Source organism: Atopostipes suicloacalis DSM 15692 (assembly GCF_900129085.1).
Lineage (GTDB): Bacteria > Bacillota > Bacilli > Lactobacillales > Carnobacteriaceae_A > Atopostipes > Atopostipes suicloacalis.
The window spans coordinates 16,381-42,900 of the sequence record NZ_FQUF01000016.1 but is presented as its reverse complement, the minus strand read 5'-3'; the positions used below and the strand labels follow the sequence as shown (position 1 = coordinate 42,900).

Sequence of the window (26,520 nt, the reverse complement as noted above, 5' to 3'; positions counted from 1 at the left end):
AAAAAAATTCAAATTATATTAATAGTTAAAATGACCATAAATCATAATGATCCACAAAATTACTATAATTAATCGTTATTAACAGTAATTTCTTTTAGTTTTAGAAGCTATCTTCCAGAGTGGAGTCGTATTTTATGCTCACTTCGGGAGGTAATGCGTCTATTTCCCAGAGTAGACCCATTTTTTCGCCCACTCCTTAGGGTAGAACAGTTACCCTAAGAAGTAGACCTGTTTTTTCTGCCAACTCCTTAGGATAGAACCGTTATCCTAAGAAGTAGACCCAGTTTTTTCGCTTACTCCTTAGGATAGAGCCGTTTACCCTATGAAGTAGACTCAGTTTTTCCGCCTACTCCTTAGGATAGAGCCGTTACCCTATGAAGTAGACCCAGTTTTTTCGCTTACTCCTTAGAATAGAGCCGTTACCCTAAGAAGTAGACCTGTTTTTTCCGCCTACTCCTTAGGATAACAAAATTTTCTCTCCAAAAATAAAAATTATATCCTTTTTAGACCATCAAAAAAAGCCTCGCCCTAATACAGAGCGAGACTTATAATTAATTTCTTAGTTTTCACCTAACATTGACAAGCCAATCCGTCCTCTATTTAAATCAACTGAATCGACCCAGACGGTTACAATGTCACCAACTGCAACAACGTCTTTTGGATGTTTGATGTAACTTTGACTTAATTTTGAAATGTGAACAAGGCCATCTTGTCCGACACCAATATCTACGAAAGCACCAAAGTCCACAACATTTCGTACGCTTCCTTCTAACTCCATACCTTCTGTTAAGTCTTCGATCGTTAACACATCTGTACGCAATAGTGGAGCTGGCATATCATCACGCATATCACGACCTGGCGTTGTTAAAGCTTTAATGATATCTTGATAGGTTTCTTTACCAAGACCTACTTCTTCGCGCACTTCTTTATTATTTACAGCACCTAAAATTTCTTTTACTTCATCCGTTCCTAAATCTTTTTTACGAATATCGGTAATTTTAAGAATTTGCTCTGCTTCTTTATACGTTTCGGGGTGAATACCGGTATTATCAAACAATTCTTCGCCATCTGGAATACGTAAGAAACCAGCTGATTGCTCAAAAGCTTTTGGTCCTAAACGTTTAACTTCTTTTAATTGTTTTCGATTATTAAATAACCCATTTTCACTACGATATTCAACAATGTTTTGAGCCGTTGTTTTCGTTAACCCAGAAATATGTTGTAGTAAGGTGGCACTTGCTGTATTTAAGTTTACTCCCACTTGGTTTACCGCTGTCTCTACAACAAAATCCAACCGTTCCGTCAATTTCTTTTGAGAAACATCATGTTGGTATTGCCCCACACCAATAGATTGTGGATCAATTTTTACTAATTCAGCGAGTGGATCTTGTAGGCGACGGGCAATACTAACTGCACTACGTTCCTCTACTTCTAAATCCGGAAATTCGCGACGTGCTTCAGCACTTGCCGAATAAACGGATGCTCCTGCTTCATTAACAATCACATAAGCTACTTTACGATCAATTTCTTTTAAAAGATCTGCAACAAATTGTTCGGACTCACGACTGGCTGTACCATTTCCGATGGCGATTGTATCAATATGATGCTCTTCAATAAAATCAATTAATTCACCTTTCGCTGCTTCTCGTTTACTTTTAGAAGCAGGTTTATGTGGGTAAATCACTTTAATTCCTAAAAGTTTTCCTGTTTCATCCACAGCAGCAAGTTTACAACCTGTACGATACGCCGGGTCAAAACCTAATATTGTTTGCCCCTTCAATGGCGCTTGTAAAAGAAGATTTCTTAAATTATCTCCAAACACATCAATTGCTTGATCTTCCGCATCTTCTGTTAAAGTTGCGCGAATTTCACGCTCAATCGCTGGTTGGATAAAGCGTTTATAAGCATCTTCATTAGCTTCTTGAACCAAAGAAATTGCTCCAGAAATCGCTAGAGACGGTACCGTTTCATCAAAGAGATAATCAAAAATTTCTTGTTCGTCGACAACGATTTTTACCGTGAGAATTTTTTCTTTTTCTCCTCGATTAATCGCAAGCACTTGGTGAGAAGCCAGTTTATTTACAGGGCGATCATACTCATAATACATTTGATAAACGCCCTTTTCATCCGCCTCTTCATCTTTCACAGTCACTTCGATTTTCCCGCTATTCATGGTTTTCGCGCGAATCCATTTTCGGAATTCCGCATTATCTGAAGTATATTCTGCCAGAATCTCATGAACTCCAGAATAAACGTCTTCCACTGTTTCTAATTCTTCTTCTGGATTAATGTATTTTTCAGCTTCTTTTGCCAAATCCTCTTCAGGGAAAGTCATTAACCACTCTGCGAAAGGTTCAAGTCCCTTTTCCTTCGCAATCGTCGCCAAAGTACGACGTTTTTGTCGATAAGGCAAATATAAATCCTCAACACGCTGCAATTGTGTGGCTTGCTTAATCTCACTTTCCAACTCAGGTGTTAGCTTATCCTGTTCCTCAATCGAGTGAAGAACTTCTTCTTTTCGTTTCTCAAGGTTTGTTAAATATTGGTAACGATCCTCAATATCGCGAATTTCCACTTCGTCCAATGACCCTGTGACTTCTTTTCGATAACGTGCGATAAAAGGTACCGTGTTTCCATCGGCTAATAAATCAAGTACGACTTTAATCTGCTTATCCGAAAAATTCGTTAATTCTTCATTTAAAAGAGTCAGTACTCGATTTCTTGTTTGATCTTTTTGTGTCTTTTCTTCTTTTACTTCTGCCATTTTCTCATGCTCCTACTATCTACTTTTTTCTATTACAATATTCTTTCTATCTATCCGAACCGATAGCCGTCATTTTCGACGAAGTAATGCTCTTTAATCTCGTCTTTTGTGAGAACTAAAGCGTGCATCTTCCCGCCATATACAGCGCCTCCGTCCAATCCAATCAGTCCATCACCACTTTCCCAAATATCAAAGTTATTGAAGTCTTTGTTGAGTGTGGCTGTAACGGTATGCCCGAAGATAATCGTTTTGCCTGTATGATTCGGTTGATCATAAAAGCCTTCTCGAATCCAGACGAAATCGCGGATAGATGAATCTCTCCAATTTTCTTTTTGCATATTAACTCCTGCATGCACAAATAAATAATTTCCCCATTCATGATACAAAGGTAAAGATTTTAAGAATGGAAGTAGCCAAGGATAATTTTCTTTAATTTCTTGTGCATTCTTTTCAAATTCATGCTGGCTGGCTTTTCGACTCAGTAAAGAATTTACAGTCATTCCCCCACCATTCATGTAATACAAAGCAACATGTTCTGCTGGCTTTTCGAGGAATTTTTCTAACATTTCATCGTGGTTACCTTTAATCACAATCGCCTCATGCTCTTCCTTTAAATCTCGTGCCCATTCAAGGGTTGCTTTTGAATTTTCACCACGATCCGCTAGATCGCCTAAGAATAACAATTGTTCCTCTTCAGGTTTCCAATATTTGAGCAGTTCTTTTAGCATTGTAATTTGTCCGTGAACGTCGCCGACGACAAATAATTTTTCTTTTTTCATTGAGAGATCTCCTCCTCTCGAATTTCTCTGAACCTATTTTATCATATTTTTTGAAAGTTTTAAGGAATGCGGACTAACAGTTTAATTTATCCTCGTAATTTTATTAAAGTATTGGAAAAAAATTTTAACAATAATTTTCTTTTTTCTCAATTGTCGGTTGAATTTTAGTCTTAAAGAGGAATGAATAGACATAAAAAGAAGTTTCTAGTTCGATCAGCTAGAAACTTCTTTTTATATAATTTTTCATTTTTTCTCTAGTACATTCAATATTGATCGGATAATTATTGAATAATAATTTAACTTAAGTCGATAATATTTTTTACATATTTCAGGTTATCAAATGAAATTCGACCTGATATAGCTAATAATGGTAAAAACAATAAAGACTCAAAGATGTTTTTAGTTATTACATAACTTATACTAATAATTATTATGGAAATGATTATTGATAAGCTAAAAATCAGCTTACTACGTTTTTTCATTTTCTCTTTTTCCGTACTATCTAATTTCAAATTATTTTCTTTATTACTGAAATCGGATAACATTTGCTGATTCTTAAATTTTTCATAATATAACGTAACCATAGCGAAATATGGTAGAACATGTAATAGTGAATAGATAAAATTGTTACCATAATAAAAAACAAAAAATACTAAAGTAAACCCAATTATTAAAAAAATTAATTGTTTTTTGTAGTAATTATTTAACTTTATTTCCTCCACAAACATCACCACCCATTAATTGTTATGTAAACCCAATCTTTTATGGACGAACTGGGTTAAACCAACTTCCATTAAATGGACTATAAAATTATAAAACGATTTATTTTTAATCTCTTCTTTCCTTATTTTTTATTTCACACTAAAAGTACATCACTTTATCTAATAAGTGACGCTTCATTTATGATACAATGTACCTAAAATAATGATACAATCGTGTTACTCTGGAGGAATGAGTATGGTTAAAGATAAAATTAAATTATTACGAAAAGAAAATGATATTACCCAAGCTGAATTAGCAGAAAAAATATATGTTTCTCGTCAAACGATCAGTCGTTGGGAAAATGGCTCTTCTATTCCTTCAACAGATAATATTGCTCAAATTGCTCAATTTTTTGAAAAAGATATGTCTTACTTTTTACCGGATTATGAGTGTGAAAAAGAAAACACAAGTATGCCTTCCTCTGATGAAACTCCGAAGATAAAAGCTTATATCACAAGATACTGGAAAGATATTTGCATCTTTGTTTTAGCTTTAAGTCCTTTGCTTTATATTTGGTTTACACCAATTTCTACCTATAGTTATATGTATGCCCGAAAGAATAAGAAGACATATCGTACAATTATTGGTTTGATCGTTTTAACCTTTTCTATATACTTTTTAATTCAATTTATACTAGATATGATTGCTTTATTTGGACTTGGAGGAACCACAATAGAAGTTATCATGGAATAGCATGAACAACAATTTTTCCGTTACTTACAGTAGCAGTGATACTATACTTTCTCGTTCCAAATAATAATTTTTGATTAAAAGTTTGTTGTGCTTTAGTTGATGAAATTCTAACTAACTTACTATCGCTCAATGTTCCTTTATACAAAGTTACACTGCTACTATGTACTCTTTGTATTTTATTAGAGAGAATATCAATTTTAAAAGAGGAACTTACACTAGCATCTTTTGTATATCTAATCGTATATGTTTTATTTGCCAAACGCATAAGACCGATGTTACTTGAAGGTATATCTGAAGTTGAACTTGCTTCTATTTGTACTGTATGTAAGATATTATCTTCATCCATATACCCTTTAGTGAGACTTCCTGCTTCGTTAATATCTTCTATCAAAAATTCTACATTTTCTGTTTGTACTTCCATATTCGCCTGTTCTATTCCAATATTTAATGTTTCTGGGTTTTCGTAAGTTTTTTCCCCTGGAAGAACAATCGATTGAAAGACTAAAAATAGATTCAGCAAGGATAAAATACTATTCATCAGATACCTCTCCTTTTTTATTTTTTGTTCCAAACTTTGTCCACATGAAAATAATTATTCTATAAATAAACAAAATCCCCAGAATCCCTATGAGTATAAGAAAATAAGACTTATCTTCTCCCAGTCTCAAGGCCAGTCCATTTTTAAAGATTAACATCATAAATATATAAATAAGTAAAATGCAGTCTCGTATCCAACTACACGACTTCTGAATGTCCTCATCAAATTTGCGCATATATAAATAATCATCCTCTCTAACCAATGTTCCTTTAAATATTAAATATACTTATAAGGTACATGATATGATGTAGAGAGTCATGTATCATAGGTGTTACATCTTAATTAAATGCAACGTAACAATCTAGTTACTCTTTGGTTTACTCGCCATAATAGTATTCATACCATTCTTTTGTGCCTATTTTTGAGATGGTAAAATCATAAATTTCATATTAAATGAGAAAACTTTACTTTTTGCTATGTACATGTGATAATAGATATAAGAAAAAGGGCTCTGCGCGAACAGAACCCTCGACAAGCCGTTCAAGACGGTGGCTTATTAGTAGTTAAAAATAACCGTTAACACGCCAAAGTTGAACGGTTATTTTTTATTGTCATTTCTAAGCACTTTGACTACCAAAGTAATCAACGCAATCGAATAACTTCCAATTGCGATAATGACTTGAATGGTTTCAAATGCTGACAAAAAGGCCTCTCCTCTCAAAGTCAGTAGAGCTTACGTATATCATAAGCACCACCTCCATCTAATTAGATTAGCCACCGTCTCAACTTCTTGCTTTACTATTATAGCATAAACTAATCATTATGAAAACGTTTGTTCGTATTTTGTGTTTTGTATTTTATTTAATCCAATCACTCAACAATTCTTTCTTAATAAAATCTCTCCAATATATAATAATATTTTTATTTTCTTGTTCGATCAAATCAATAAAAAAGACTTTTGAGAATTTCTAGTAATCTCAAAAGTCTTTTACATTTATAGTTTTTAAACGGCCTCTATCGATCTTGCCATTTGCATTTGATAGTATAGGCCTTCTTTTTCAATTAATTCATGATGGTTGCCTTGCTCAACGACTTGACCATCTTGCATGACTAAGATTAAGTCGGAATCTTGAATGGTTGATAAACGGTGCGCAATAATAAAGCTTGTGCGTCCTTCCATTAACTTCAGAAAGGCTTCTTGGATTTCCATTTCTGTACGCGTATCAATCGATGACGTTGCTTCATCTAGTATTAATACGTTTGGAACAGAAACAAAAATTCGTGCAATTGATAAGAGTTGTTGTTCTCCCTTAGATAAATTCAATCCACCATCTGTTAAAACTGTATCGTATCCATCTGGTAATGCCGTAATGAATTTATGTGCGTGTGCTGCTTTTGCAGCTTTAATCACCGTTTCTCGGTCAGCATCTGGATGACCATAAGCAATATTATCATGGACTGTCCCCGATTTTAACCACACATCTTGTAACACCATTCCTAGTTGCTTACGCAGCGAAGCTCTTGTGTAATCTGTAATGGGTTCGCCTTCCAAAGTAATTTGACCAGCATCTGTCTCATAAAAACGCATGATGAGGTTAATCATTGTTGATTTTCCAGCACCCGTAGGACCTACAATTGCTACTTTCATCCCTGGGGAAACCTCAACATTTAAATCTTGAATTAACTCAACGTCTTTAGTATAGGAGAAGTCAACATCTTCAAAACCTACTTCACCTTTAACTTGTCCAGGCTGATATTCTTTGGTTCCAGTTTCGACTTCAACAGGGCCATCTAATATTGTAAATAAGCGATTAGCCGAAGCCAGTGCACTTTGCAGCTCAGCCAATACATTTGAAATATCATTAAATGGTTTCGTATATTCTTTCGCATAATTTAGGAATACGGTTAATCCTCCAACTGTTAAGGCATTATTTAAAATTAAAATAACTCCCATAAAGGCAACTCCAGCATAAATCAAAGCATTGATAAAGCGTGTGGTTGGATTTACCGTGGATGAATAAAAAGTAGCTTTTTCAGAGTAATCACTATACAGATCGTTGATTTCGTTGAATTGTGCTTCTTTTTCATCATAAATATTGAATAGCGTTATAATCTCATTCTGAGTTAAACTTTCTTCAACAATTTCTGATAATTCTCCGCGTGATTCTACACTTTTAATAAAGTAATCGTAACTTCTTGTAGCAATAAACCGTGAAGAAAATAAAGAAATCGGTGTTAGAACGGCTACTACCGCCATCATCACTGGGTTAATTCGAAACATCATAACCAGCGTAAATAGAATCGTTAAAAGCCCTATTAGAAACTGCTCGAAGACCATTAAAAGCCCATCGTTTAATTGTTCAGTATCTGTCGTCAACCGACTGACTAAATCTCCTGTACTGCGACTATCCACAAAACTCAGCGGCATACCATGCATTTTTTCCAAAGCAGATTGTCTTAAATCACTTGTCATTTCAAAAGACACTTTTTGGTACATAATCGGTAATATCCATTGGACAAGTGTGTTAATGATAACTACAATAATCATCTGCACCAAAATCGTCTTTAGTTGATCAAAATTAACTTGCCCTTTTCCGACGATATAATCAACAGCTTCACCAATTAAGATAGGGAGATAAACGGTTAGACCCACTTGAATAATGGATAAAAATAAAATCCCAAAAAGGAAAATTTTATAATCAGCGAGCAAACGGATTAAACGTAATGTCGTCTCTTTTCTATTCGTTTTCATCTATTCTACCTCCGCAACTAATTGTGATTCATAAATTTCTCGATACAGTTGATTGGTTTCTAATAGTTTCTCATGTGTACCAAGTCCTATCTGGTTTCCAGCATCCATAACTAATATTTGATCGGCATTTTCTAAACTACGGGTTCGTTGAGAAACCATAATAAGTGTTCGCTCACGATAATTTTCGGTTAAAGTATTTAATAAATTCGCTTCTGTTAGATAATCTAGAGCAGACGTCGCATCATCAAAAATTAAAATTTGACTAGGTTTTAATAATGCTCGCGCAATGGTTAGTCGTTGTCTTTGACCACCAGAAAAGTTTCGTCCAAATGCTGAAACCGGTGCATCTAAACCTTCGCTCAAGTTTTCAACAAATGACTTCGCTTGAGCATCTTCTAAAGCTTTCCACATTTCATCTTCTGTCGCATCCGCTTTTGCCACTAATAAGTTGGAACGAATAGTCCCCTTAAATAGAGCGACTTTTCCGGAAACGACACTAATTTCATCTCTTAATCCTTTTCTAGAGGCCCCTTTATAAATTGAAGGGTGGTAGAGAATTTCTCCAGATGTTGGTAAATAAATATTAGAAATTAAATGTAAAATCGTTGATTTACCTGCTCCCGTTCCTCCAATAATTCCAAAGAAACTTCCTTTCGTTACTTCAAAATTAATATCATACAAAACATCTTTTTCTGCGGTGGGGTATTGGAAATCTACATGGTTAAAGGAAAATGCGGTATCTTTCTCCTCTTGAGTGTCTGTGCTCTTTAAGTCATTTGATGGTTGGATGTTTGCTTCTAAGCTTTTGAATTCATCGCTTTCAGAATCATAGTCCATCACTTTAGCCACACGGCGAGCACTTACCCATCCACGGTTTAATCGAACAGTTTGCATGACGATTTTGGTCAATTCGACTAAAATCGCAAGCAGATAGTTAACCAGAGCGACGATTTGTCCTTGGGTTAATGTCCCTTCATTAACAAAGCTCGCTCCATCCCAAATAAGCAAAATCAACGTCGCATTAATAGTGACAAAGGTTAGAGGATTTGTAAGGATGGAGATATAACCCGTTTGTTGTTGTTTTTTGGTTAGGTCTTTATTTAAGACTTTGAATTCTTCTTTTTCTCGGTCTTCCTGTCTAAATGCTCGAATGACTCGAAATCCCTGCATTTGTTCTCGAGTCGAAGTGACTAAGGCATCGAATTTTACACGGATTTGTTGTTGATAAGGTGTGGTTATGTAAATAATTCCTATGGATATAGCAAATAACACCACGGTCATAATGACAAAATAGCTTGTTGTTCGTAAGTCAATTTGCATGGCCATGAATAAAGAACCAAAAACAATGAACGGTGAACGTAAAAATAAACGAAAGAAAAGATTCAAGCCTGTTTGAATTTGAAAGGTATCTCCTGTAATCCTTGAAATTAAACTACTGGGAGTAAATTTATCAAATGCCGCCTGACTCAACCCGATTGTTTTTTTGTATAAATCTTCGGTTAAATTTTTCGTAAAACCTATTGCTGCTCGCGCTGAAAAGAATTGTCCAGCAATAGAGAATCCCAGACTAAGTAGCGCAACTAAAAACATCAATCCAACATAATAAAGAAGAAGGCTGCGATCATTTGCGGGGATCACATTATCCACTATTTGAACAATAATGAGAGGGACAGTCAGCTCCATTAAAGCCTCTATCAGTTTGAAGAGTGGCGCGAGTATCCCCATTAATCGATAACCTTGAAAATATTTAAGTAATTTTTTCATTTAGTTAAATCCTTTTTACTATATTATGTTCCATCTTAACATAATAGATTTTGATATGAAATAATTGTATTCAAGTATTTTACTCTTTCTTTTTTAAAATGAGCTTTTTCTATAGACAACGATTATTTTTAAAGTTAAAATTTCAAAAATCTTTTTTTAGATGAGCTTGAATGTTAGCAAAGCGAGCTTGCGTGTGACCAACTCTCTCCGCACGTGAGCTCAAACTTTTCTCCAATTACTATTTAGTCTTTAAATAAAAAAATAAAACGGAAGGTTCCTTATTAGGGGATCCTTCCGTTTTAACTCATTATTTTATTTGAATTAACGCATAGTGACAAATTCTTCGGCAGCTGTTGGGTGAATAGCGACAGTTTCATCAAAGTCAGCTTTGGTTGCGCCCATTTTAATAGCGACACCAAATCCTTGCAGCATTTCATCCATTCCTTGACCAATTCCGTGCAAACCAACAATTTTTTCGTCATTTCCAGCGCAAATTAATTTCATATACGCTTTTTGGCGGTTGTCGGTAATCGAACTATGCATGGATGTAAAGACGGATTTATAAACTTTAATATTTCCTTCTCCATATTCTGCAACGGCTTCATCCTCGGTTAAGCCTACTGCTCCAATTGGAGGTTCTGTAAAGACAACGGAAGGGACATTGGTATAGTCCACTTTTGCTTCTTTTTTGTTATTAAAGAGACGCTCTGATAATTGACGTCCAGCAGCAATCGCAACAGGAGTTAAGTTTAAGATACCTAAAACATCACCAACTGAATAAATGTTATCTATAGTCGTATTTTGATATTGATCGACTTTAATAAATCCAAGGTCATTTAACTCAACACCAACATTTTCAAGACCAATATTTTCTACATTTGGTGCACGTCCTGTTGCCCAAAGGACTAAGTCTGTTTCGTGGGTAGATCCATCTTCAAAATGCAGAATATATTTATCGCCTTTTTTCTCTACTTTTTGAACGGAAGCATCTGTATGGATAGTATCTGCAAAGCCTTCGTTTTCAGCAATTTCCATGTAACCATCTTTAACGATTGAATCAAAGGTTGCTAAAACAGAAGGTAAAAATTCAAAAACATGCGCTTCTACACCAAATGTACGAAGCAATCCGCTAATTTCAACTCCGATATAACCGCCACCGATAATCGCCACGCTTTCTGGAAGTTCTTCTAAATCAAAGAAGCCATCGGAATCAATTCCATATTCGGCTCCCGGAATGTTTAATCGTTTTGGACGTCCTCCGGTTGCAATAAGAATATGGTCTGCAGTATATTCAACACCATCCACATCGACAGTATGGTTATCCACTATTTTTCCATAACCTTTGATATGTTCAACATTATTGTTATCTAAACCTCTTTGATAGGCAGTGTGTAAAAACTCAATGTATTGATCTCGATTTTCTTTTAATTTTTTAAAATTCAATTGAGGCTCTTCTGAAAATTCAAGTCCATAGCCTTTACCATATAAATCGAAGTCTTCCATTAATTTAGCTACATACCACATAACTTTTTTGGGTACACATCCTAAATTAACGCAAGTTCCTCCTAAATTTCTGGCTTCGATCAAACCAACTTTCGCCCCATGTTCCCCTGCACGATTTGCGGAAGCTATTCCTCCACTACCTCCACCAATCACTAGATAATCAAAATGTTCTGCCATCTATTCTGTCACTCTCTCTTTCTGTATAAGTATCCATTAACATCTTTTCAAATTCAAAATAGTATTTACCTAAATCCCATTTATATTTTTCACGTTCTACCCATGGTTTGTGTTTCCCAGCAAAATGAATAAAAACAACCTCGTCTTCAACCCAACCTAAGTTATACGTTTCTGGATTAATTAATTGGAAGACTTGATATAATCTAGGATCCACATTATAAATCTCCCATGAATTTTCTTTTATTTCATCATGATATAAATAATTGAAAACATCTTGATCTGGGAGAATCAAAATGGCTTTATTATCTACCACTGCTTCAGAAATTTCTTTTGCTGTTCTTTCCTCACGTAATTTTTGAATATTCATCAAGACAATCCCGGTATTAAAATAGTTATCAGCATCCTTCGTTCCTAAACGTAAATTATTAAAGGGTTGAATCATTTTATTTTTAATCTTATAGTCCATCGCTACAAATAAATGATCTTCAAAATCTTGAGAATAAAAATCTTCTATAGCATTCATATTTACAATATCTGCATCGAGATATAATGCTCTGTCTACTTCTTTAGGTAGTAAGTACGGTGCAAACAACCATAAATACATTTCTATCGTGTAATACCGATTAATTCGAAAGTTTTCTGACTGTTCTAAATACTCTCGGCAATCAATAGGGAAAAAATTATATTTATAGTATTCTATATGTCTTTGCAAATCTTCTAATGTGTCTGTCAACATCTCATCATGCAATAAATAAATATTAAAACGAGTCTCTTTGTTATTCAAATAAATAGAATGTAAGAGAACTTTAAACACATCTGCATAGCCCTCATCAAAAGAAAATACCAAGTTCATCGCTTGTACCTCCCTGAAAATAATCATTGCTACTTTTATTATAACGATTCCTTTTTAGTAAGTACATTTTTTTCAACTATGTTCCATTTGATATTGATACCAATCCTGAACACTTTTTTGTAGACGCGAAGCTTCTAAGCCTTGCTCATGTAAAAGTTTTACGGCTTCTGTAGACATTAAACAATACGTGCCTCGACAATAAGCCACAATCTCTTTGTTTTTAGGCAAAGATGAAATATGCGCATCCAACTCATCCATCGGTACAGAAACCGCACCAGGTATATGACTACTTTCATACTCCGTTTTTGGGCGAACATCCATTAATACAATTTCGCCATTTTCCATACGTTGGTTCAGTTCCTCAAGAGAAATATCATTTAGATCCTGACTCGCATTTAAGAATTCTTGTTTGATCTGTTGAACTTCCATGTATTGTTTCTCTGATAAGGTGTGCAGGGCCTCCAAAAAATCCGCAATGGCTTCATCCATCAGTTCATAAATGACATAGTTGCCTCTTTTGTGAGAAGTCACGAGTTTTGAATTAAATAAGGTTTGTAAATGTTGGGAGACATTAGCGACTGACATAGTTGTTGCTTTTGACAACTCTTCTACTGATTTAGGACCTTGAGCCAATAAATCTAGAAGTTCTAAACGCTTAGGACTGGACAAACTTTTCCCAATCCGTGCAAATTCTTGATACAATAAATCCTTCAGTTCTCTTTCCTTTGACATTGTTTTCCCTCCATTCAAGAATGTTATTGATTACTTTAAATGTAATCCAATATTGAGAGGTTGTCAAGCTTCAAAACCAGTAAGCATCATGGTTATGTAAAGACAGACTTAAGTGAAAACCACTTAAATCTGCCTCATTTATTTATTGTTTGATTAATGAATTTGCTCTCATTGGGTCAAAACCAAGCACCCATTCGCCATTAATTTTGGTTTGTGGCACACCCATTTGTCCCGTTTCATTGACTAAGCGTTCTGCAGCGATTGGATCTTTCTGCACGTTAATTTCCTTAAAAGATAAATTATTTTCGTTTAAATAGTTTTTCATCATTTCACAGTAAGGGCAAGTACCTGTTACGTAAATTGTAATATCGTTCATTTTATTTTCTCCTATTGATTAATATTTGTGGATTTTGTTTTTTCTTTAATTTTTTCTATATAACCGGAAGCAGCTTCTGCAGCGATACTACCATCGGACGTTGCTGTAACGATTTGTCGCAAATGTTTTTCCCGGATATCTCCTGCTGCATAAATCCCAGGTATGGTGGTTTCCATTAATTCATTCGTTTGAATGTAGCCTTCTTCATTTGTGATATTTAAATGTTTAAAAGGCTCTGATTTTGGTAAATTCCCTATATAAATAAAGGCTCCATCAGTTTCAAAATCCTGTTCAGAACCATCCACAGTAGAAGTTAAGGTGACACTACTCACTTTATTATCTTGTCCATTTATTTTAGAAACCACTTGATTCCACTCAAAGTTCATTTTTTCATTCGCAAAAGCTCGCTCTTGTAGAATCTTTTGAGCTCTTAATTTCTCTCGACGGTGAATAACGGTCACTTTTGAAGCAAATTTAGTTAAATACATGCCTTCTTCTACCGCTGAGTCTCCTCCACCGACCACGACGAGCTCTTTATCCTTAAAGAAGGCTCCATCACATACTGCACAATAAGAGACGCCACGACCAGCCAGCTCTTCTTCACCGGAACTGTCTAATTTTCTAGGTTCTGAACCGGTGGCAATAATTACTGAATAAGCTTCAAAATTTTTCAAGCTTGTAATGACTGTTTTGGTTTCTCCATGATCAATGACTTCTTTAATGTCACCATAGGTATATTCTGCACCAAATTTTTTCGCATGTTCAAACATCTTAGAAGATAAGTCTGGACCTAAAATGTAATCATAGCTTGGATAATTTTCAATATCTTCTGTGTTTGCCATTTGACCACCTGGCATTCCTCTTTCAATCATTAAAGTTGAAAGATTCGCGCGTGAGGCATAAAGAGCAGCCGTCATTCCAGCAGGACCCGCTCCGATAATAATGACATCATAGATTTGTTTTATAGACTCTTTTGTCAAAAAATAATCTCCTCTCACTTTTAAATTATTAAGTTTAATTGTTAGAATCTATTCAATTGATTTATTGAATAGATAAATTATATTAGATAATCTACTCATTGTCAACGGTTTGAAGCTAAGCAAAAAACCACCCTTTTATTCCAAAAGAGTGGTCGTACATGAATGTATTTATTGATTGATGTATTCGAGCACTTGCACGGCCTGCTCAACGGTTTCTACGGTCACATTGGCTTTATTTGATAATTCCTTTAGTGCATGAATAAGATTTTTAGGACGAATTATGATGAGTGGTTTCCCTTTATTAATCGCTGTGGTTGCATCCATCGCTGTATTCCATTGGCGATATTGATCTCCAAATAAAGCAATCACCATATCTGCTTTTTCCATCAAAACTGTTGTCCTAAAGTTGTTAATAGCCGAAGCTGCTTCATCTCGATAATAATCTCCAGGTTGCTCACCTAAAATCTGCTCACCTATAGCATCCGATAAATCATGTTCAGTTTGTGGATAAACAAAATCGAGGCTCAATCCTTTATCTTTTGCTTGCTTCATTAATTCCTCTCGCCAATTATCATGAATTTGTCCCGCTAAATAAACTGTAAACTTCGCTTCTTCAGCTCCTTTAAAATTTCGTTTGTTTACTTATGTTTATTGTAATACACCTTGTAGACATTTCAACCTTTACCCCTTTAACTAATTAAAGGTATTCTTTGCCAAATATGCTTACACTATCTTATTCGATCTTATTTTTCATAAAATTAAACATCCTCATTTTAGATTATACATTCCATTAAAAAAAATGAAGTAGATGAATCAAATTTTTTTGAAACGTCCCATTTTGTTAAAAATAATGATATGATATAGGTTGACTTACGATGTGAAAACACACCTAAGAATTACAAGCAAGGGGGCTTTACAATGAAAATTGCCATTGTTGGTGCTGGAATATCCGGTGCGACTATTGTCAAAACATGTATAAACCATAAAAATTTTAAAAAAGAAGATCGTATTGATGTCTTTGAGCCTAGAGAAGTCCTAGGGGTTGGACTCCCCTATGGCCACGACGATGAATCGATTATGTTAAATGTGGACCCAGAAGTTCTTAGCTATGACTCCTCCGTCCCCAATGATTTTGTAGAGTGGTTACACGAAAATTATGACGAACCTTATAACTTTGAAGGTTTAGTTTCGAGACCAAAATATGGCCGCTATTTAGCAGAAAGGTTTGCTCCATATTTTAACCATAAACAAGTGGCTCATCATCCTTATAAAGTGGTTGATTTGAATGTTTTAGATGCAGAAACAAAAGAGCCCATAACCGATACAAAATCAGGAAATTATATTTATCAATTAAAAACAACAAAGGGTTGGCTGGATACTTTTTATGATGCAGTCTTCCTTGCGATTGGTCATCCGCCCTATGCCGATTATTACCAACTTGTAGGAAAAGAAAATTATATACATAATCCTTATCCGATGCATGAAGTTCTTGGTCATTTGACAGGGGATGAAAAAATTGGGGTGATTGGTAGTGGTGCAACGGGTATTGATTTGATGCGTTTTTTAATGACCAACTATGAACTCAAAGAACCATTGACGTATTACGTGCCTTCCGGTGAAATTTTTAATTTCCCTACTATTCCTTTGGAGAAAGAAGAATTTCAATTTACATTTTCAAGAGATTGGATAAAAGCTCAAATGGATTCTCACAAGGGAATGATTCCTTTAGATGAAATGATTAAAATCTTTATAGAAGATATCAAACAAGAAGGGGTAGATGTCAAAACTGTTTATAATCGCTATAAAGCAGATGATTTAAAGGCTATGCGTTTAGCTTTAGAATCTAATGATCAGGAACTAGCACTCATTCACTCTTATGCAGCGAAACTTATTGCTTATCTACCTGATTTATTTAATACGCTAAGTGGTGAAGATCAAGAGCGCTACCTAAATCAATACCACAAGAAATTACTCTTCTTTAAAGCTCGTGTACCAAATAAAACATTTAAATGGTTATTTGAGTTACTGGATGCTGGTAAAGTAAGATTAGTAGAGGGTATTTCTGACGTACAACTAGAAGAGAATGGAACATTTACTATCAGAGCTGATCAAACCAAAACTGCTGATCTTTTAATTAATGCAACAGGCTTTGATACAACAATTGAACATATTGCTAAAGATAGACCATTGATTGAACGTCTATATCACCAGAAATTAATTCTTCCTCATAAGCAAGGTCGTTTTGTGTTCGTCGATTGGCCACAAGCTCAAGTGATTAACCAACGATTTGGTTTAATGGACAACTTCTTTTTCACTGGTATTTTAATTGGGAGTACTCAACATGAAAATAATGACGCTCATTTGACGATGCGACAAGCCTCCTATTCAGCGAATTGGTTTATGGACAACCAATCTGTCTAAGTTAAAAGAAGATAAAAATAGTTGTTCTCCAGCTAAAAAGCAGAGAACAACTATTTTTTATCCTTTTAATTAGTGATTGCTTAAATCCTCACCGTTTGTTTCAATCACTTTTTTATACCAGTTGAATGATTTTTTTTGAGCGATTTAGGGTTCCGTTCCCTTCATTATAGGCCCCTTCTAATTGGTTTACCGCTGTTGCGCTACCCCATAAAAATTCTTCTGGAAATCCCTATAATTTTTCTTCCTACTTAAAATGATATTTCTGCCCTAGGTGTTATAAGAGGTATCGAAGCCTCTCGTAAAAAAATCTTTCAGATAAAAATAGGCACCCATTTAGAAAAAACATTTATTGCATAAGCAAATTAATGTAGAGTTTTTCAAATTATTGGTATATTTGCATTAAGACAATTGTAATCATTTGGAACACTAGCAATCCAAGAGATATTAAAACAAAGAGGAAATTTCTTATGGTAGAACCTATTTATCTTAACGAAGAAAAGCCTTATCCAAATAATACATTACCTGTTTTATATTTTGAAAATGTATTAGCGGGTACATTAGATGATGATTATACAGGGGATGATGTTCTTCAATTGTTTACAAATAACGGCTATACGAATGGGTGGAAAGACGGAATCATGGATCAACATCATTTTCATTCAACAGCTCATGAAGCTCTTGCCTGTACGGCTGGAGAAGTTCGTGTCCAACTCGGCGGAGAAAATGGTCAATTGCTTACAATTCGCAAAGGCGATGTCGTGCTTTTACCTGCGGGAACGGCCCATAAAAAATTAGAGGCTACGGCTAATCATGAAATTATCGGTGCTTATCCATTAAACGACTCTGATTATGACTTTCAATATGGCGATGCAAGTGATTATGAAGCCATTATAGAAAGTATTCAAAACGTAAATATTCCAGACACAGACCCCGTGACTGGAGCTCCTGGAAATATTCAACAATATTGGGAAAACTAATTCAAATAGGAGCAATAAAAAACTCACCAGCTAATTCTCTTAAAAGGAGAAGAAGCTAGTGAGTTTTCTTTTAGTCTTCTAAATTCGCCAAACGATATAAAGCCAATGTATAAATCTTTGCATTGGTTATGAGATCTTCAATATGCATCCACTCATTTGGTTGATGTCCGATCCCCTTCTGACCAGGAAAACTTGGCCCGAACGGAACAATATTTGGCATCATTTTTGCATAGGTCCCACCTGTCGTCGTCACAGGTGTCCCATTTAAACCAGTGATTTCTTCGTACGTATCACCAAGTAGTCTTACCATTTTTGAATTTTTATCAAATAAAACGGGATCCTTATTTGTTAATAATTTTGTATCTATTTTAGCAGCTTCAGCTTGTTTATTTACCGTTTCATAAATCTCATCAATCGTAATACCAGCCGGATAGCTCAAAACAAATTTGAAAGTATAAGTTTCTTCAGTTTCTTGAAGTTCATAACCACGCATTTCCATCGTTCCATATTCTTCATTATAGTAATCGATGCCTAGTCGGTCTCCTGTGTTATTAGCCCCAATAAAGTAATGGTTTACAAAATGAAATAAATCTTGTACATTTTCTTTTGCAACACTTAACAAGATAGAAGCACGCCCACGCTCGCTATAAACAACGGAATATTTACAGTCTGGCGTAAACCCATATTTCGGTGGTTTTTGTTGCTTTAGGTAATGTTGGATATCTCTAAACTTTCCGGTCTCTTCATCTGTTCCAAACACGATGCGAATAGGGCGTTTTATTTCTGCTCCAGCATTTTTAATCGCTGCGAGTGCAAATAATGTTGTCATTATTGGACCTTTGTTATCTAAAACTCCACGCCCATACATTGTGTCATCCTCAATTTGAGCAGAATATGGTGGAAAGTTCCAGCCATCCCCTTCCGGTACTACATCCATATGTCCCACTGAAGCAATATAATCCTCGTCAGCTGGATCGCCATAAACAGCGTAACCAATTTGGTTATCTAAATTAACCGTTTTGAAACCTAAATTTTCAGCAATATCTAATGCGCGCATAAGTGCGGATTTTGGTCCTTCGCCATAAGGTGCATCTTCTTTTGGTTGTCCTGCTACACTTTTAACTTTCACTACTTCTTGGATACTATGGATCATTTGATCTTTTAACTGATTTATTTCTTTCAGTAATTGTTCTTCGATTAATGTCATTTTTTCCATTCTTCCTTTAATGGTGCTGTCCGAGTTTTCATATAGTCATCTAACCATTCTTGAGTTGCTTTTTCGTAGTGACATTTACCGTTTTTTATTTTATCTACGATAAACACTTCTGATTCCTCATTTTCAGTGACTACCGCAAATGAAAAGCCTTCAATGTTCGATGCGACTCCATAATTCCCGTCTTTATCCATGGCAACAACGGATAAATCGCCTGCTTCTTCTCGTCGTTCTTTTAACTTTTTATCTAACTTGTCTACTGCTTTTTCACAAGCTTCTTGTGGAGAAAATCCTGCACCCATAAAAGAAACAATCTCATAAGAGATCATCCCTTTCATTAAGTCTTCTCCTAAACCTGTCGCAGTGGCACCACCGATTTCACTATCTACGTAAAAACCACTTCCAATGACTGGTGAATCACCAACACGCCCTGGTTTTTTCATGAATAAGCCACTTGTTGAAGTACCGGCTGTCATTAAACCTTCTTGATCTAATGCAACCATTCCAACAGTGTCATGGCCTGTATAAGGGGTTAATTCATTTTCTTGTTGACTTAGTTTATATGTTCGGTTTTTATAATGGGTTTTAGCCCGTTCTGTTAACATTGTCTTTCGTTCAAAACCTTCTTTGTGTGCGAATTTTTCAGCACCTATTCCAACTAAGAAATTATTGGCTTTTTCAATGCTCAATCTTCGTGCAATCGCAATAGGATTTGCAAAATCTTTTACAGCCCCTACTGCGCCAAAGTCAAGAGTTGTTCCATTCATGTAAGCCGCATCTAATTCAACTTCCATCTCTTCATTCGGTAAACCACCATAACCAACTGATTTATAATAAGGAAAATCTTCAACTTCACTAATAGCTTCCACTATCGCATCTGCAGCATTGCCACCTTTTTTTAAAGTTCCGGCACCTTCTGTAATTCCTTCTACAGCCATACGCCAAGTTGCAATCATGCCCCACATAATAAATCCTCCTCACAAATTTTGTCCGTTTCTATTCATTTGTGCTTTCTAATTCTTCTTTTAAATATTGACGATCCAAAATTCGAATAAACGGATAATACAAAATGACACCTAAAATTAACAACAATCCTTGAAGCAATGCTCCACGCCAGCCGGTAGATAAAAAGCCCGAAACAATGACTGGCATTGTCCATGGAACAGCCACTCCACTAGTGTAAGGAACTAAACCAGCTGCCATACTTGCATAGGAAATAATAATATTTATAGTAGGTACCAATACAAATGGAATTAACATCATTGGATTTAAAACAATTGGCAAACCGAATACGACCGGTTCATTAATTCCAAAAAATCCTGGTAAAATAGATAATTTTCCTAATTCCGTAATTCGTTTTGATTTACAAAAGAAAAACATTGCAATCAACAATGATAGTGTAGAACCTGCACCTCCAAAAGTAGCAAACAAATCTTGAAATTGTTGGTTAATGATATTAGGTAATTCTTCACCTGCACGATAAGCCGTTAAGTTTTCAGCAGATAACGTTTGTAAAATAGGATTAAATACAGCTCCTACTACCGAACCACCATTAATACCAATAAACCAGAAAAAGTGTAAGAATAAATAAGCGATAACCATGGCTGTCATTGTATTTCCTAATGCTAATAATGGAATTTGTAAAATTTCATATACAAAAACAAACGCATTTCCATAAGAAGTAATGCCAAATAAAATATTGATAATAAAGAAAACAAACAAAGCAACACCTGAAGGGATTAAAGCAGAGAAAGAACGCTCTACTTGAGGTGGAACCCCTTCTGGCATTCTAATCACCCAGCCTTTGTCTTCAGCCCATTTATAAATATGTACAGATAAAATAGCAACAATAATCGAAAGAAAGACACCCTGAGAACCTACCCATGGTAATGGGATACCAGAAATACTTTCTCCGTCGCTAACGATTTCATAAGGCATCAATAAAAACCAATTCACTAAGGAAATAGCTGCCCCGAAAATTGGATTGACTTCCATTTGCTTCGCAAAAGAATAACCAATCCCCATAACCGTTAAAATACCTAAAAGTGAAAAGGTAGCATCTGTTGGTTTAGAGAAGAATTGAATCCAATTGTCTCCAAATATTTTTGCCCAAAACTCTGTCCAACCAGGAATAGGAAAATTGGCAAATAAAAGAAAAAAGGAACCCACAATCAATAAAGGCATGGTAATTAAAAAACCATCACGAATAGCCAGAAGGTATTTATTATTCCCAATTTTTTGAGCCAAAGGCATCAATATTCGTTCTAAAAAATCTAACATGTATATCACTCCAATTCTAAATTTTGATTTAACCTATTTTTGTTAAATCTTATAATAGCTTTTTATATTTTAGGCGTTATTTACATTTTTAGCAACCATTCAAACGTAAGTATTCAACAAAAAATCTCGGATCCCCATTTAATGAGAATCCGAGACGAAGTGTTTAAAGAATTCTTTTATTCTTCTTTAAAATTAAACTTGTTCATATTCTTTTAGTGCATCCACCAAACGTTCAAGTGATTCACGTAGAATTTCAGTTGGTAATGCTAAATTAATTCTTTCATAACCACAACCTTCTTCTCCAAATTTAATTCCGTGATCCGTAAAGAATTCAGCTTCTTGTTCTAAAAAGTTTATTCTTTCTTCATCTGACATGCCTATACCATTGAAATCAACCCATTGAACATATGTCCCTTCAATTTTAGGTGCTTTAATTTTTGGATATTTTTCTTTAAAGAAATCATGTACAAGATTTTGATTTGTATCTATAACTTTTACTACTTCATCTAACCAAGGTTCAGCTTTTGTATAGGCTAACTCTACACCTTTATAGGCAAGTGGTCCTACAACTCCACCACGCATTAATTCAAGTTCTGCTTGAAACTTTTCGCGTAATTTTTCATCTTTAATGATGATAGAAGCTAATTTTAAACCCGCTAAGTTAAATGATTTCGATGTAGAAGTACAAGTCATCAATGATGAAGCTAACTCATCATTCACTGTAGCTAATGGTGTATATTCATAACCTGGCATTGTAAAATCTCGCCAAATTTCATCGGATACAACCAATAGATTATGTTTAACAGAAATTTCTGCAATTTTTTTCAGTTCTTCTTTTGTCCAAACACGACCGACTGGATTATGAGGATTACACAAAATCAGCATCTTATTATTAGGTTCTGCAGCAGCTTTTTCAAATTTATCAAAATCAATCGTGTAATAACCTTCGTCATTTAATAATGGGATGCCTACTTCGATTCGATTATTTACATCAATCGCATTACCAAAGGGCGGATAAGAAGGTCTAAAAATAATTACGCCATCGTCTTCTTCAGTAAAGGCTTGAACTGCGGCATATATAGCCGACACTACATTATTAGCATCCACAAGCCAATCGCTTTGAATAGACCAGCCATATCGTTTTTCTTGCCAATCGACAACTGCCTCTATAAATGATGGATAAGCGGCTTGATAACCTAATACAGCAGTTTCTAAATATTTTTGTAGACCTTTCTTAATTTCTGGCGCATTAACAAATTCCATATCTGCAATAGATAAAGGTACTACATTTGATGAAACTTCAGGATTGGCCGCCTGCATAGAATCCCATTTAAATGAACCAGCTCCTTCACGATTTATCCTTGTTTGAAAATCATACATCACTTTAGTCATGCCCTTCTTTAATTTAATTAATACTAACTTAACATAATTTATATAAATCTCCTATATCTAAATCTGTATTTCAAACAATATAAACTTAGATCGTATACAAATTAAAAAAACGCAAGGAAAGCCCTCTAAAATTAGAGGACTTCCATTGCGGTTTTATTTAGAGTAATTTATTTCTTAGTTAATTTGTTTTATTTTAATGTATTAACCTTCTAATTGGCCGCTTAATTCAATAATACGATCGACCGATTCATCTAAATACTCAATCGTATCAAGTAAAGCTTGGTCCGTGTCCACATCGACATTCGCTACTTTCGTGGCTTCGAGTGGAGCTTCTTGACCACCTAAGCGTAAGAAATCTAACCAATTTTCCATATCTGATTCGCCACTTTTAATTTTCAAGAAAGCTTGCGTCGCGATCGTTAGTCCAGCTGAATACGTATATGGATATAGTCCCATATAGTAATGAGCTTGACGCATCCAAGTTAATTCTGCACCGGGCTCAATTTCTACAGCGTCGCCCCAGAATTGTTCTAACACTTTTCGCTTAATTTCTGATAATTTATTGGCATCGAAACTTTCCCCGTCATCAATTAAACGATAAACTTCACGTTGATATGCGGCTTCTAATAAATGAGTCACAAAATTATGAAAGTAAGTTTTAGAAATCATCATAGATAAAGCTGAGCGTTCTTCTCTTGGATCATCTGTACGTTCTTTTAAATAATCCGTCAAAAGCAATTCATGAAAGGTTGAAGGAGCTTCTATTAAGTATAATGAAGGTCTTGCTCCCGTATTTGAATTGTTTTGATGAGATAATACACCTTGACCGGCATGGCCTAATTCATGGAATAATGTGTAGGCATCACTTAATAAACCAGAGAAGGACATCATGATATAAGGGTGTTTTTGATAGGTCGTAGAGCAGAAAGCCCCTGATCGTTTCCCAATATTTCGGGCAAAGTCTACCCATCTTTCATCATATGAACTTAAAATTAAGTCAACATATTCTTGTCCAAAAGGCGCTAAGGCTTCTTTAACTAAATCTTTTGTTTCTTCAATGGTAATATCTTGCTTGAATTCTGGATCCACATCAATTTTTAAATCTGCATAAGTCACTTTGTCTAAACCATTTTTCTCTTTTAAATGAGTAATATATTTTTGCATGACAGGTGCAAATTTTTCCATAATGACATCAATTTGGCGATTATACATTTCTCGTGTCACTTCTTGTGGTTCAAGTAAATAATCAATCACGGAGTCGTAACCACGCATGGTTGCAATCGTTTTTTCTTTAACGACTTGGTTATAGTAAGCAGTCGCTACTGTATTTTTATATTGACCCAATACTTTATTAAACTGATCATAAGAAGCACGTCGAACCTTAGGATCTGTGTGGTACATATAGTAATCTTCATATAAAACAAAGCTCAGTGGATATTCTTTTCCATCCACTTCAAACGTTCCAAAATCAGGATCATTGGAGCGAGCTTGTTCAAATATTTCTTGGTATGAGCCCAAAACTGGATCTAATAATTCTAATGCTTCTTCCACTTCAGGAGCCAAAGCTGCTTTTTTGTTTTTATTTGTTTTTCTTACCCATGCTTTAAATGCAGGTTCTATTTTTGCTACTTGGGCAATCTCAGATTCAGATAGCGTAAGAACTTCTGAATCAAAAAAGCTTAGTTTAGCACTTTCTTTAGAAATGATTGTAGCTACTGAACGCATTTTAGAAGCAGCTTGTCCATCTGTAATATCTGCATTAACGGGCAACATAGCATATTGTTGTAAATAGCCTGCTTCTGCAATAATTTTTTCATATGTATGTAAAGCTTCAACAACTATTTCTGCATCTTTTAGTTTACCTTTATATTGCTCAACAAAGGCATCGACTTCGTGTGGAAATATTTCTAATGCTGCTTTGAAGTCTTCTTCCGTAGCGAATATGCCGGTTAGATCCCATTTTAAATCTTCACTAACTTCGGAACGTGGTTTTAATTGTTCTGCCATTTTAATAATCTCCTTCATTTACTCATTATATTTTAATAATACATCTTTTATGATAACACATTCTTTTTAGTAGATAAAGAAAAAACTGCCAACAGACTGTGTGAATACATAGTCTAGGCAGTTAATAATTATTATTCAGCTTCTTCGTAGGGAATAAACGCACCTGTTAAATAATCTTGAACTAAAATTTCTTCAGAATCTAGCATGTAACGGTAAATTCCTGATAAAGGCATATGTGCTTGTTCATCTTCTTGTTTTTCATAAACAGTTATTTCAACATACTGATCCGTTGCTTCAAAAGAAAAAGTATAGTCTTCGATATTTAAACCCGTTGTAGCTACAAATTGATCAATAGCTGCTTGATCGATAGATTCAAGCACTGCGTCTTCTGACTCATTTTCTACAGCTGAAGAATTTGCTTCTACAGATGGATTACTTTCAGCTTCTGCAGTATCTTCAGTTGTTTCGTTCTCAGCTTCTTCATTCGTTGAGCTTTCCTCTGACGTTTCTGTTTCTTTTTCTGTTTCAGCTTCTGGTGCTTCAGATTCTTGATTTGTCTGAGTTTCTGTTGTTTCTTCTAATACATCCACATCCGTCGTCTCTTCAGCTGGTACGTCCGTACAGGCTACTAAAAAAAGTGATATCGCCACAGTACTAAAGAATAAGCGAGCTTTATGTAACATCAAGTTACCTACTTTCTTTTATTAAGTTTTAAATTCCAATCTATTTTAACATTTTTTTATAATGATAGAAAGGTTTCTTCAATATTTTACACTTAATCTAATAAAACATGTGATAAAAACTGCCTTTTACATAAAATATTTGCTTTATCCTTTCTCTAAAAGTAGAATAAAGATATTCTATCTTTCAGGAGGATTACCGTGATTTTTCAATTTAAAATTATTTTAAAAGATGTAGGTGTACCCGTTTGGAGACGTTTATTAATTGAAAGTGATACGACTTTTGAAGAGTTTCATTACATCCTATTGGCAGCTTTTGACTGGATGGGCAGTCATCTTCATGAATTTGAAGTACGAAAAACAGACGGAACAAATTTACCTTTTGGAGAAGTCCGTATTGGAGTAAATAATACGGAAGAAGATGTGGATGATGGAAAGATTCTAGACTTATTTATGCCCTTTTCTTTTGATGATGAACCTATTTTTGACCAAAAAGAAGAAGTATTAAGCAATTGGTTCCTCAAAGAAAAAGATCGTGTCATTTATACGTATGATTTTGGTGATGATTGGGAACATGAGATTGTTTTAGAAAAAATATTAAACAAAGACCCTAACACCAGTTATCCAGTTTGTATTAAGGCTAAAAATGATACACCGCCAGAAGACTCTCGTTATGAAATAATGACGGGTGAAATTGATTTAGTTGAGCCGAACTGGAAAGAAATTGTAGAAGACGTGAATGATCTTTTAGTCATGGAGGATTTAAAAACTTACTTCACTGATTTCTTTGATCTCTAAGACGTGTCATTTAAATACTCCAGTAAACAAAACAATCTCCCTCTATTCCTAATAACCCCCTAAAGTAGGTTTATTTAAA

At 34.9% G+C, this 26,520-nt stretch carries 22 protein-coding genes and 1 pseudogene; 4 read left to right on the top strand and 19 right to left on the bottom strand.

Annotated elements, in window-relative coordinates; genetic code table 11:
* Window positions 1-559: 559 nt before the first annotated feature.
* The 3 genes from BUB96_RS06105 to BUB96_RS06095 form a co-directional block, all read right to left on the bottom strand.
* Window positions 560-2,764, bottom strand: coding sequence for a Tex family protein (locus BUB96_RS06105; protein ID WP_073297855.1), 2,205 nt, complete (start codon window positions 2,762-2,764; stop codon window positions 560-562).
* 50 nt (window positions 2,765-2,814) lie between these two features.
* Window positions 2,815-3,543 carry a metallophosphoesterase family protein gene (locus BUB96_RS06100; RefSeq protein WP_073297853.1) on the bottom strand — a complete coding sequence of 243 codons (729 nt, stop codon included), beginning with the start codon at window positions 3,541-3,543 and terminating at the stop codon, window positions 2,815-2,817.
* Between the two features lie 296 nt (window positions 3,544-3,839).
* Window positions 3,840-4,265, bottom strand: coding sequence for a hypothetical protein (locus BUB96_RS06095; RefSeq protein ID WP_073297850.1), 426 nt, complete (start codon window positions 4,263-4,265; stop codon window positions 3,840-3,842).
* Window positions 4,266-4,500: 235 nt separating this feature from the next.
* Here BUB96_RS06095 and BUB96_RS06090 point away from each other — a divergent pair, with 235 nt between their 5' ends.
* On the top strand, window positions 4,501-4,998 hold the full coding sequence (locus BUB96_RS06090) for a helix-turn-helix domain-containing protein (RefSeq protein WP_073297848.1): 498 nt from the start codon (window positions 4,501-4,503) through the stop codon (window positions 4,996-4,998).
* Here the strand turns inward: BUB96_RS06090 and BUB96_RS06085 are convergent.
* From BUB96_RS06085 to BUB96_RS06035, 10 genes and pseudogenes are all read right to left on the bottom strand, one after another.
* On the bottom strand, window positions 4,988-5,536 hold the full coding sequence (locus BUB96_RS06085) for a DUF5626 family protein (protein ID WP_073297846.1): 549 nt from the start codon (window positions 5,534-5,536) through the stop codon (window positions 4,988-4,990). The genes BUB96_RS06090 and BUB96_RS06085 overlap by 11 nt on opposite strands.
* Before the next feature lie 598 nt (window positions 5,537-6,134).
* Window positions 6,135-6,263 carry a putative holin-like toxin gene (locus BUB96_RS06075; RefSeq protein ID WP_143274288.1) on the bottom strand — a complete coding sequence of 43 codons (129 nt, stop codon included), beginning with the start codon at window positions 6,261-6,263 and terminating at the stop codon, window positions 6,135-6,137.
* 276 nt (window positions 6,264-6,539) lie between these two features.
* Window positions 6,540-8,288: an ABC transporter ATP-binding protein gene (locus BUB96_RS06070; RefSeq protein WP_073297840.1), complete on the bottom strand. Its 1,749-nt coding sequence runs from the start codon at window positions 8,286-8,288 to the stop codon at window positions 6,540-6,542.
* Window positions 8,289-10,052: an ABC transporter ATP-binding protein gene (locus BUB96_RS06065; RefSeq protein ID WP_073297838.1), complete on the bottom strand. Its 1,764-nt coding sequence runs from the start codon at window positions 10,050-10,052 to the stop codon at window positions 8,289-8,291.
* Between the two features lie 321 nt (window positions 10,053-10,373).
* Complete coding sequence (gor, locus tag BUB96_RS06060; RefSeq protein ID WP_073297836.1) at window positions 10,374-11,732, bottom strand: glutathione-disulfide reductase; 1,359 nt, start codon at window positions 11,730-11,732, stop codon at window positions 10,374-10,376.
* The gene (locus tag BUB96_RS06055; RefSeq protein ID WP_073297833.1) at window positions 11,716-12,585 is read right to left on the bottom strand and encodes a glycosyltransferase family 8 protein; all 870 of its coding nucleotides are present in this window, start codon (window positions 12,583-12,585) and stop codon (window positions 11,716-11,718) included. The genes gor and BUB96_RS06055 overlap by 17 nt, the downstream gene beginning before the upstream one ends.
* Window positions 12,586-12,657: 72 nt before the next feature.
* A complete protein-coding gene (locus BUB96_RS06050) occupies window positions 12,658-13,317 on the bottom strand; it encodes an ArsR/SmtB family transcription factor (RefSeq protein ID WP_073297831.1) in 660 nt (219 codons plus the stop codon).
* Window positions 13,318-13,459: 142 nt separating this feature from the next.
* Window positions 13,460-13,693, bottom strand: a complete 234-nt coding sequence (locus BUB96_RS06045; protein ID WP_073297828.1) for a glutaredoxin family protein — start codon at window positions 13,691-13,693, stop codon at window positions 13,460-13,462.
* A gap of 11 nt (window positions 13,694-13,704) precedes the next feature.
* A complete protein-coding gene (trxB, locus tag BUB96_RS06040; RefSeq protein WP_456061848.1) occupies window positions 13,705-14,649 on the bottom strand; it encodes a thioredoxin-disulfide reductase in 945 nt (314 codons plus the stop codon).
* A gap of 192 nt (window positions 14,650-14,841) precedes the next feature.
* Window positions 14,842-15,264, bottom strand: a pseudogene (locus BUB96_RS06035) (YtoQ family protein); the annotation flags it as partial.
* A 327-nt stretch (window positions 15,265-15,591) separates the two neighbouring features.
* Between BUB96_RS06035 and BUB96_RS06030 the strand changes: the two are divergent.
* Both BUB96_RS06030 and BUB96_RS06020 read left to right on the top strand, forming a co-directional pair.
* Entirely contained in the window at window positions 15,592-17,094 is a 1,503-nt protein-coding gene (locus tag BUB96_RS06030) for an FAD/NAD(P)-binding protein (protein ID WP_073297822.1), read from the top strand.
* Between the two features lie 467 nt (window positions 17,095-17,561).
* On the top strand, window positions 17,562-18,071 hold the full coding sequence (locus tag BUB96_RS06020; RefSeq protein ID WP_073297820.1) for a cupin domain-containing protein: 510 nt from the start codon (window positions 17,562-17,564) through the stop codon (window positions 18,069-18,071).
* Window positions 18,072-18,141: 70 nt separating this feature from the next.
* Here BUB96_RS06020 and BUB96_RS06015 read toward each other — a convergent pair whose 3' ends face one another.
* From BUB96_RS06015 to BUB96_RS05990, 6 genes are all read right to left on the bottom strand, one after another.
* Entirely contained in the window at window positions 18,142-19,278 is a 1,137-nt protein-coding gene (locus tag BUB96_RS06015; RefSeq protein WP_234945811.1) for a Sapep family Mn(2+)-dependent dipeptidase, read from the bottom strand.
* Entirely contained in the window at window positions 19,275-20,249 is a 975-nt protein-coding gene (locus tag BUB96_RS06010) for a glycosylasparaginase (protein WP_073297816.1), read from the bottom strand. The genes BUB96_RS06015 and BUB96_RS06010 overlap by 4 nt, the downstream gene beginning before the upstream one ends.
* A gap of 31 nt (window positions 20,250-20,280) precedes the next feature.
* Window positions 20,281-21,564 (bottom strand): PTS sugar transporter subunit IIC, encoded by a 1,284-nt coding sequence (locus BUB96_RS06005; protein WP_073297814.1) that lies wholly within the window; start codon window positions 21,562-21,564, stop codon window positions 20,281-20,283.
* Window positions 21,565-21,756: 192 nt separating this feature from the next.
* On the bottom strand, window positions 21,757-22,956 hold the full coding sequence (locus BUB96_RS06000) for a MalY/PatB family protein (RefSeq protein ID WP_200789054.1): 1,200 nt from the start codon (window positions 22,954-22,956) through the stop codon (window positions 21,757-21,759).
* Between the two features lie 201 nt (window positions 22,957-23,157).
* Complete coding sequence (pepF, locus tag BUB96_RS05995; protein WP_073297810.1) at window positions 23,158-24,963, bottom strand: oligoendopeptidase F; 1,806 nt, start codon at window positions 24,961-24,963, stop codon at window positions 23,158-23,160.
* Between the two features lie 131 nt (window positions 24,964-25,094).
* Window positions 25,095-25,646: a hypothetical protein gene (locus BUB96_RS05990; protein ID WP_073297808.1), complete on the bottom strand. Its 552-nt coding sequence runs from the start codon at window positions 25,644-25,646 to the stop codon at window positions 25,095-25,097.
* Between the two features lie 198 nt (window positions 25,647-25,844).
* Between BUB96_RS05990 and BUB96_RS05985 the strand changes: the two genes are divergently transcribed.
* Entirely contained in the window at window positions 25,845-26,441 is a 597-nt protein-coding gene (locus BUB96_RS05985; RefSeq protein ID WP_073297805.1) for a plasmid pRiA4b ORF-3 family protein, read from the top strand.
* The last annotated feature ends 79 nt before the right edge of the window (window positions 26,442-26,520 follow it).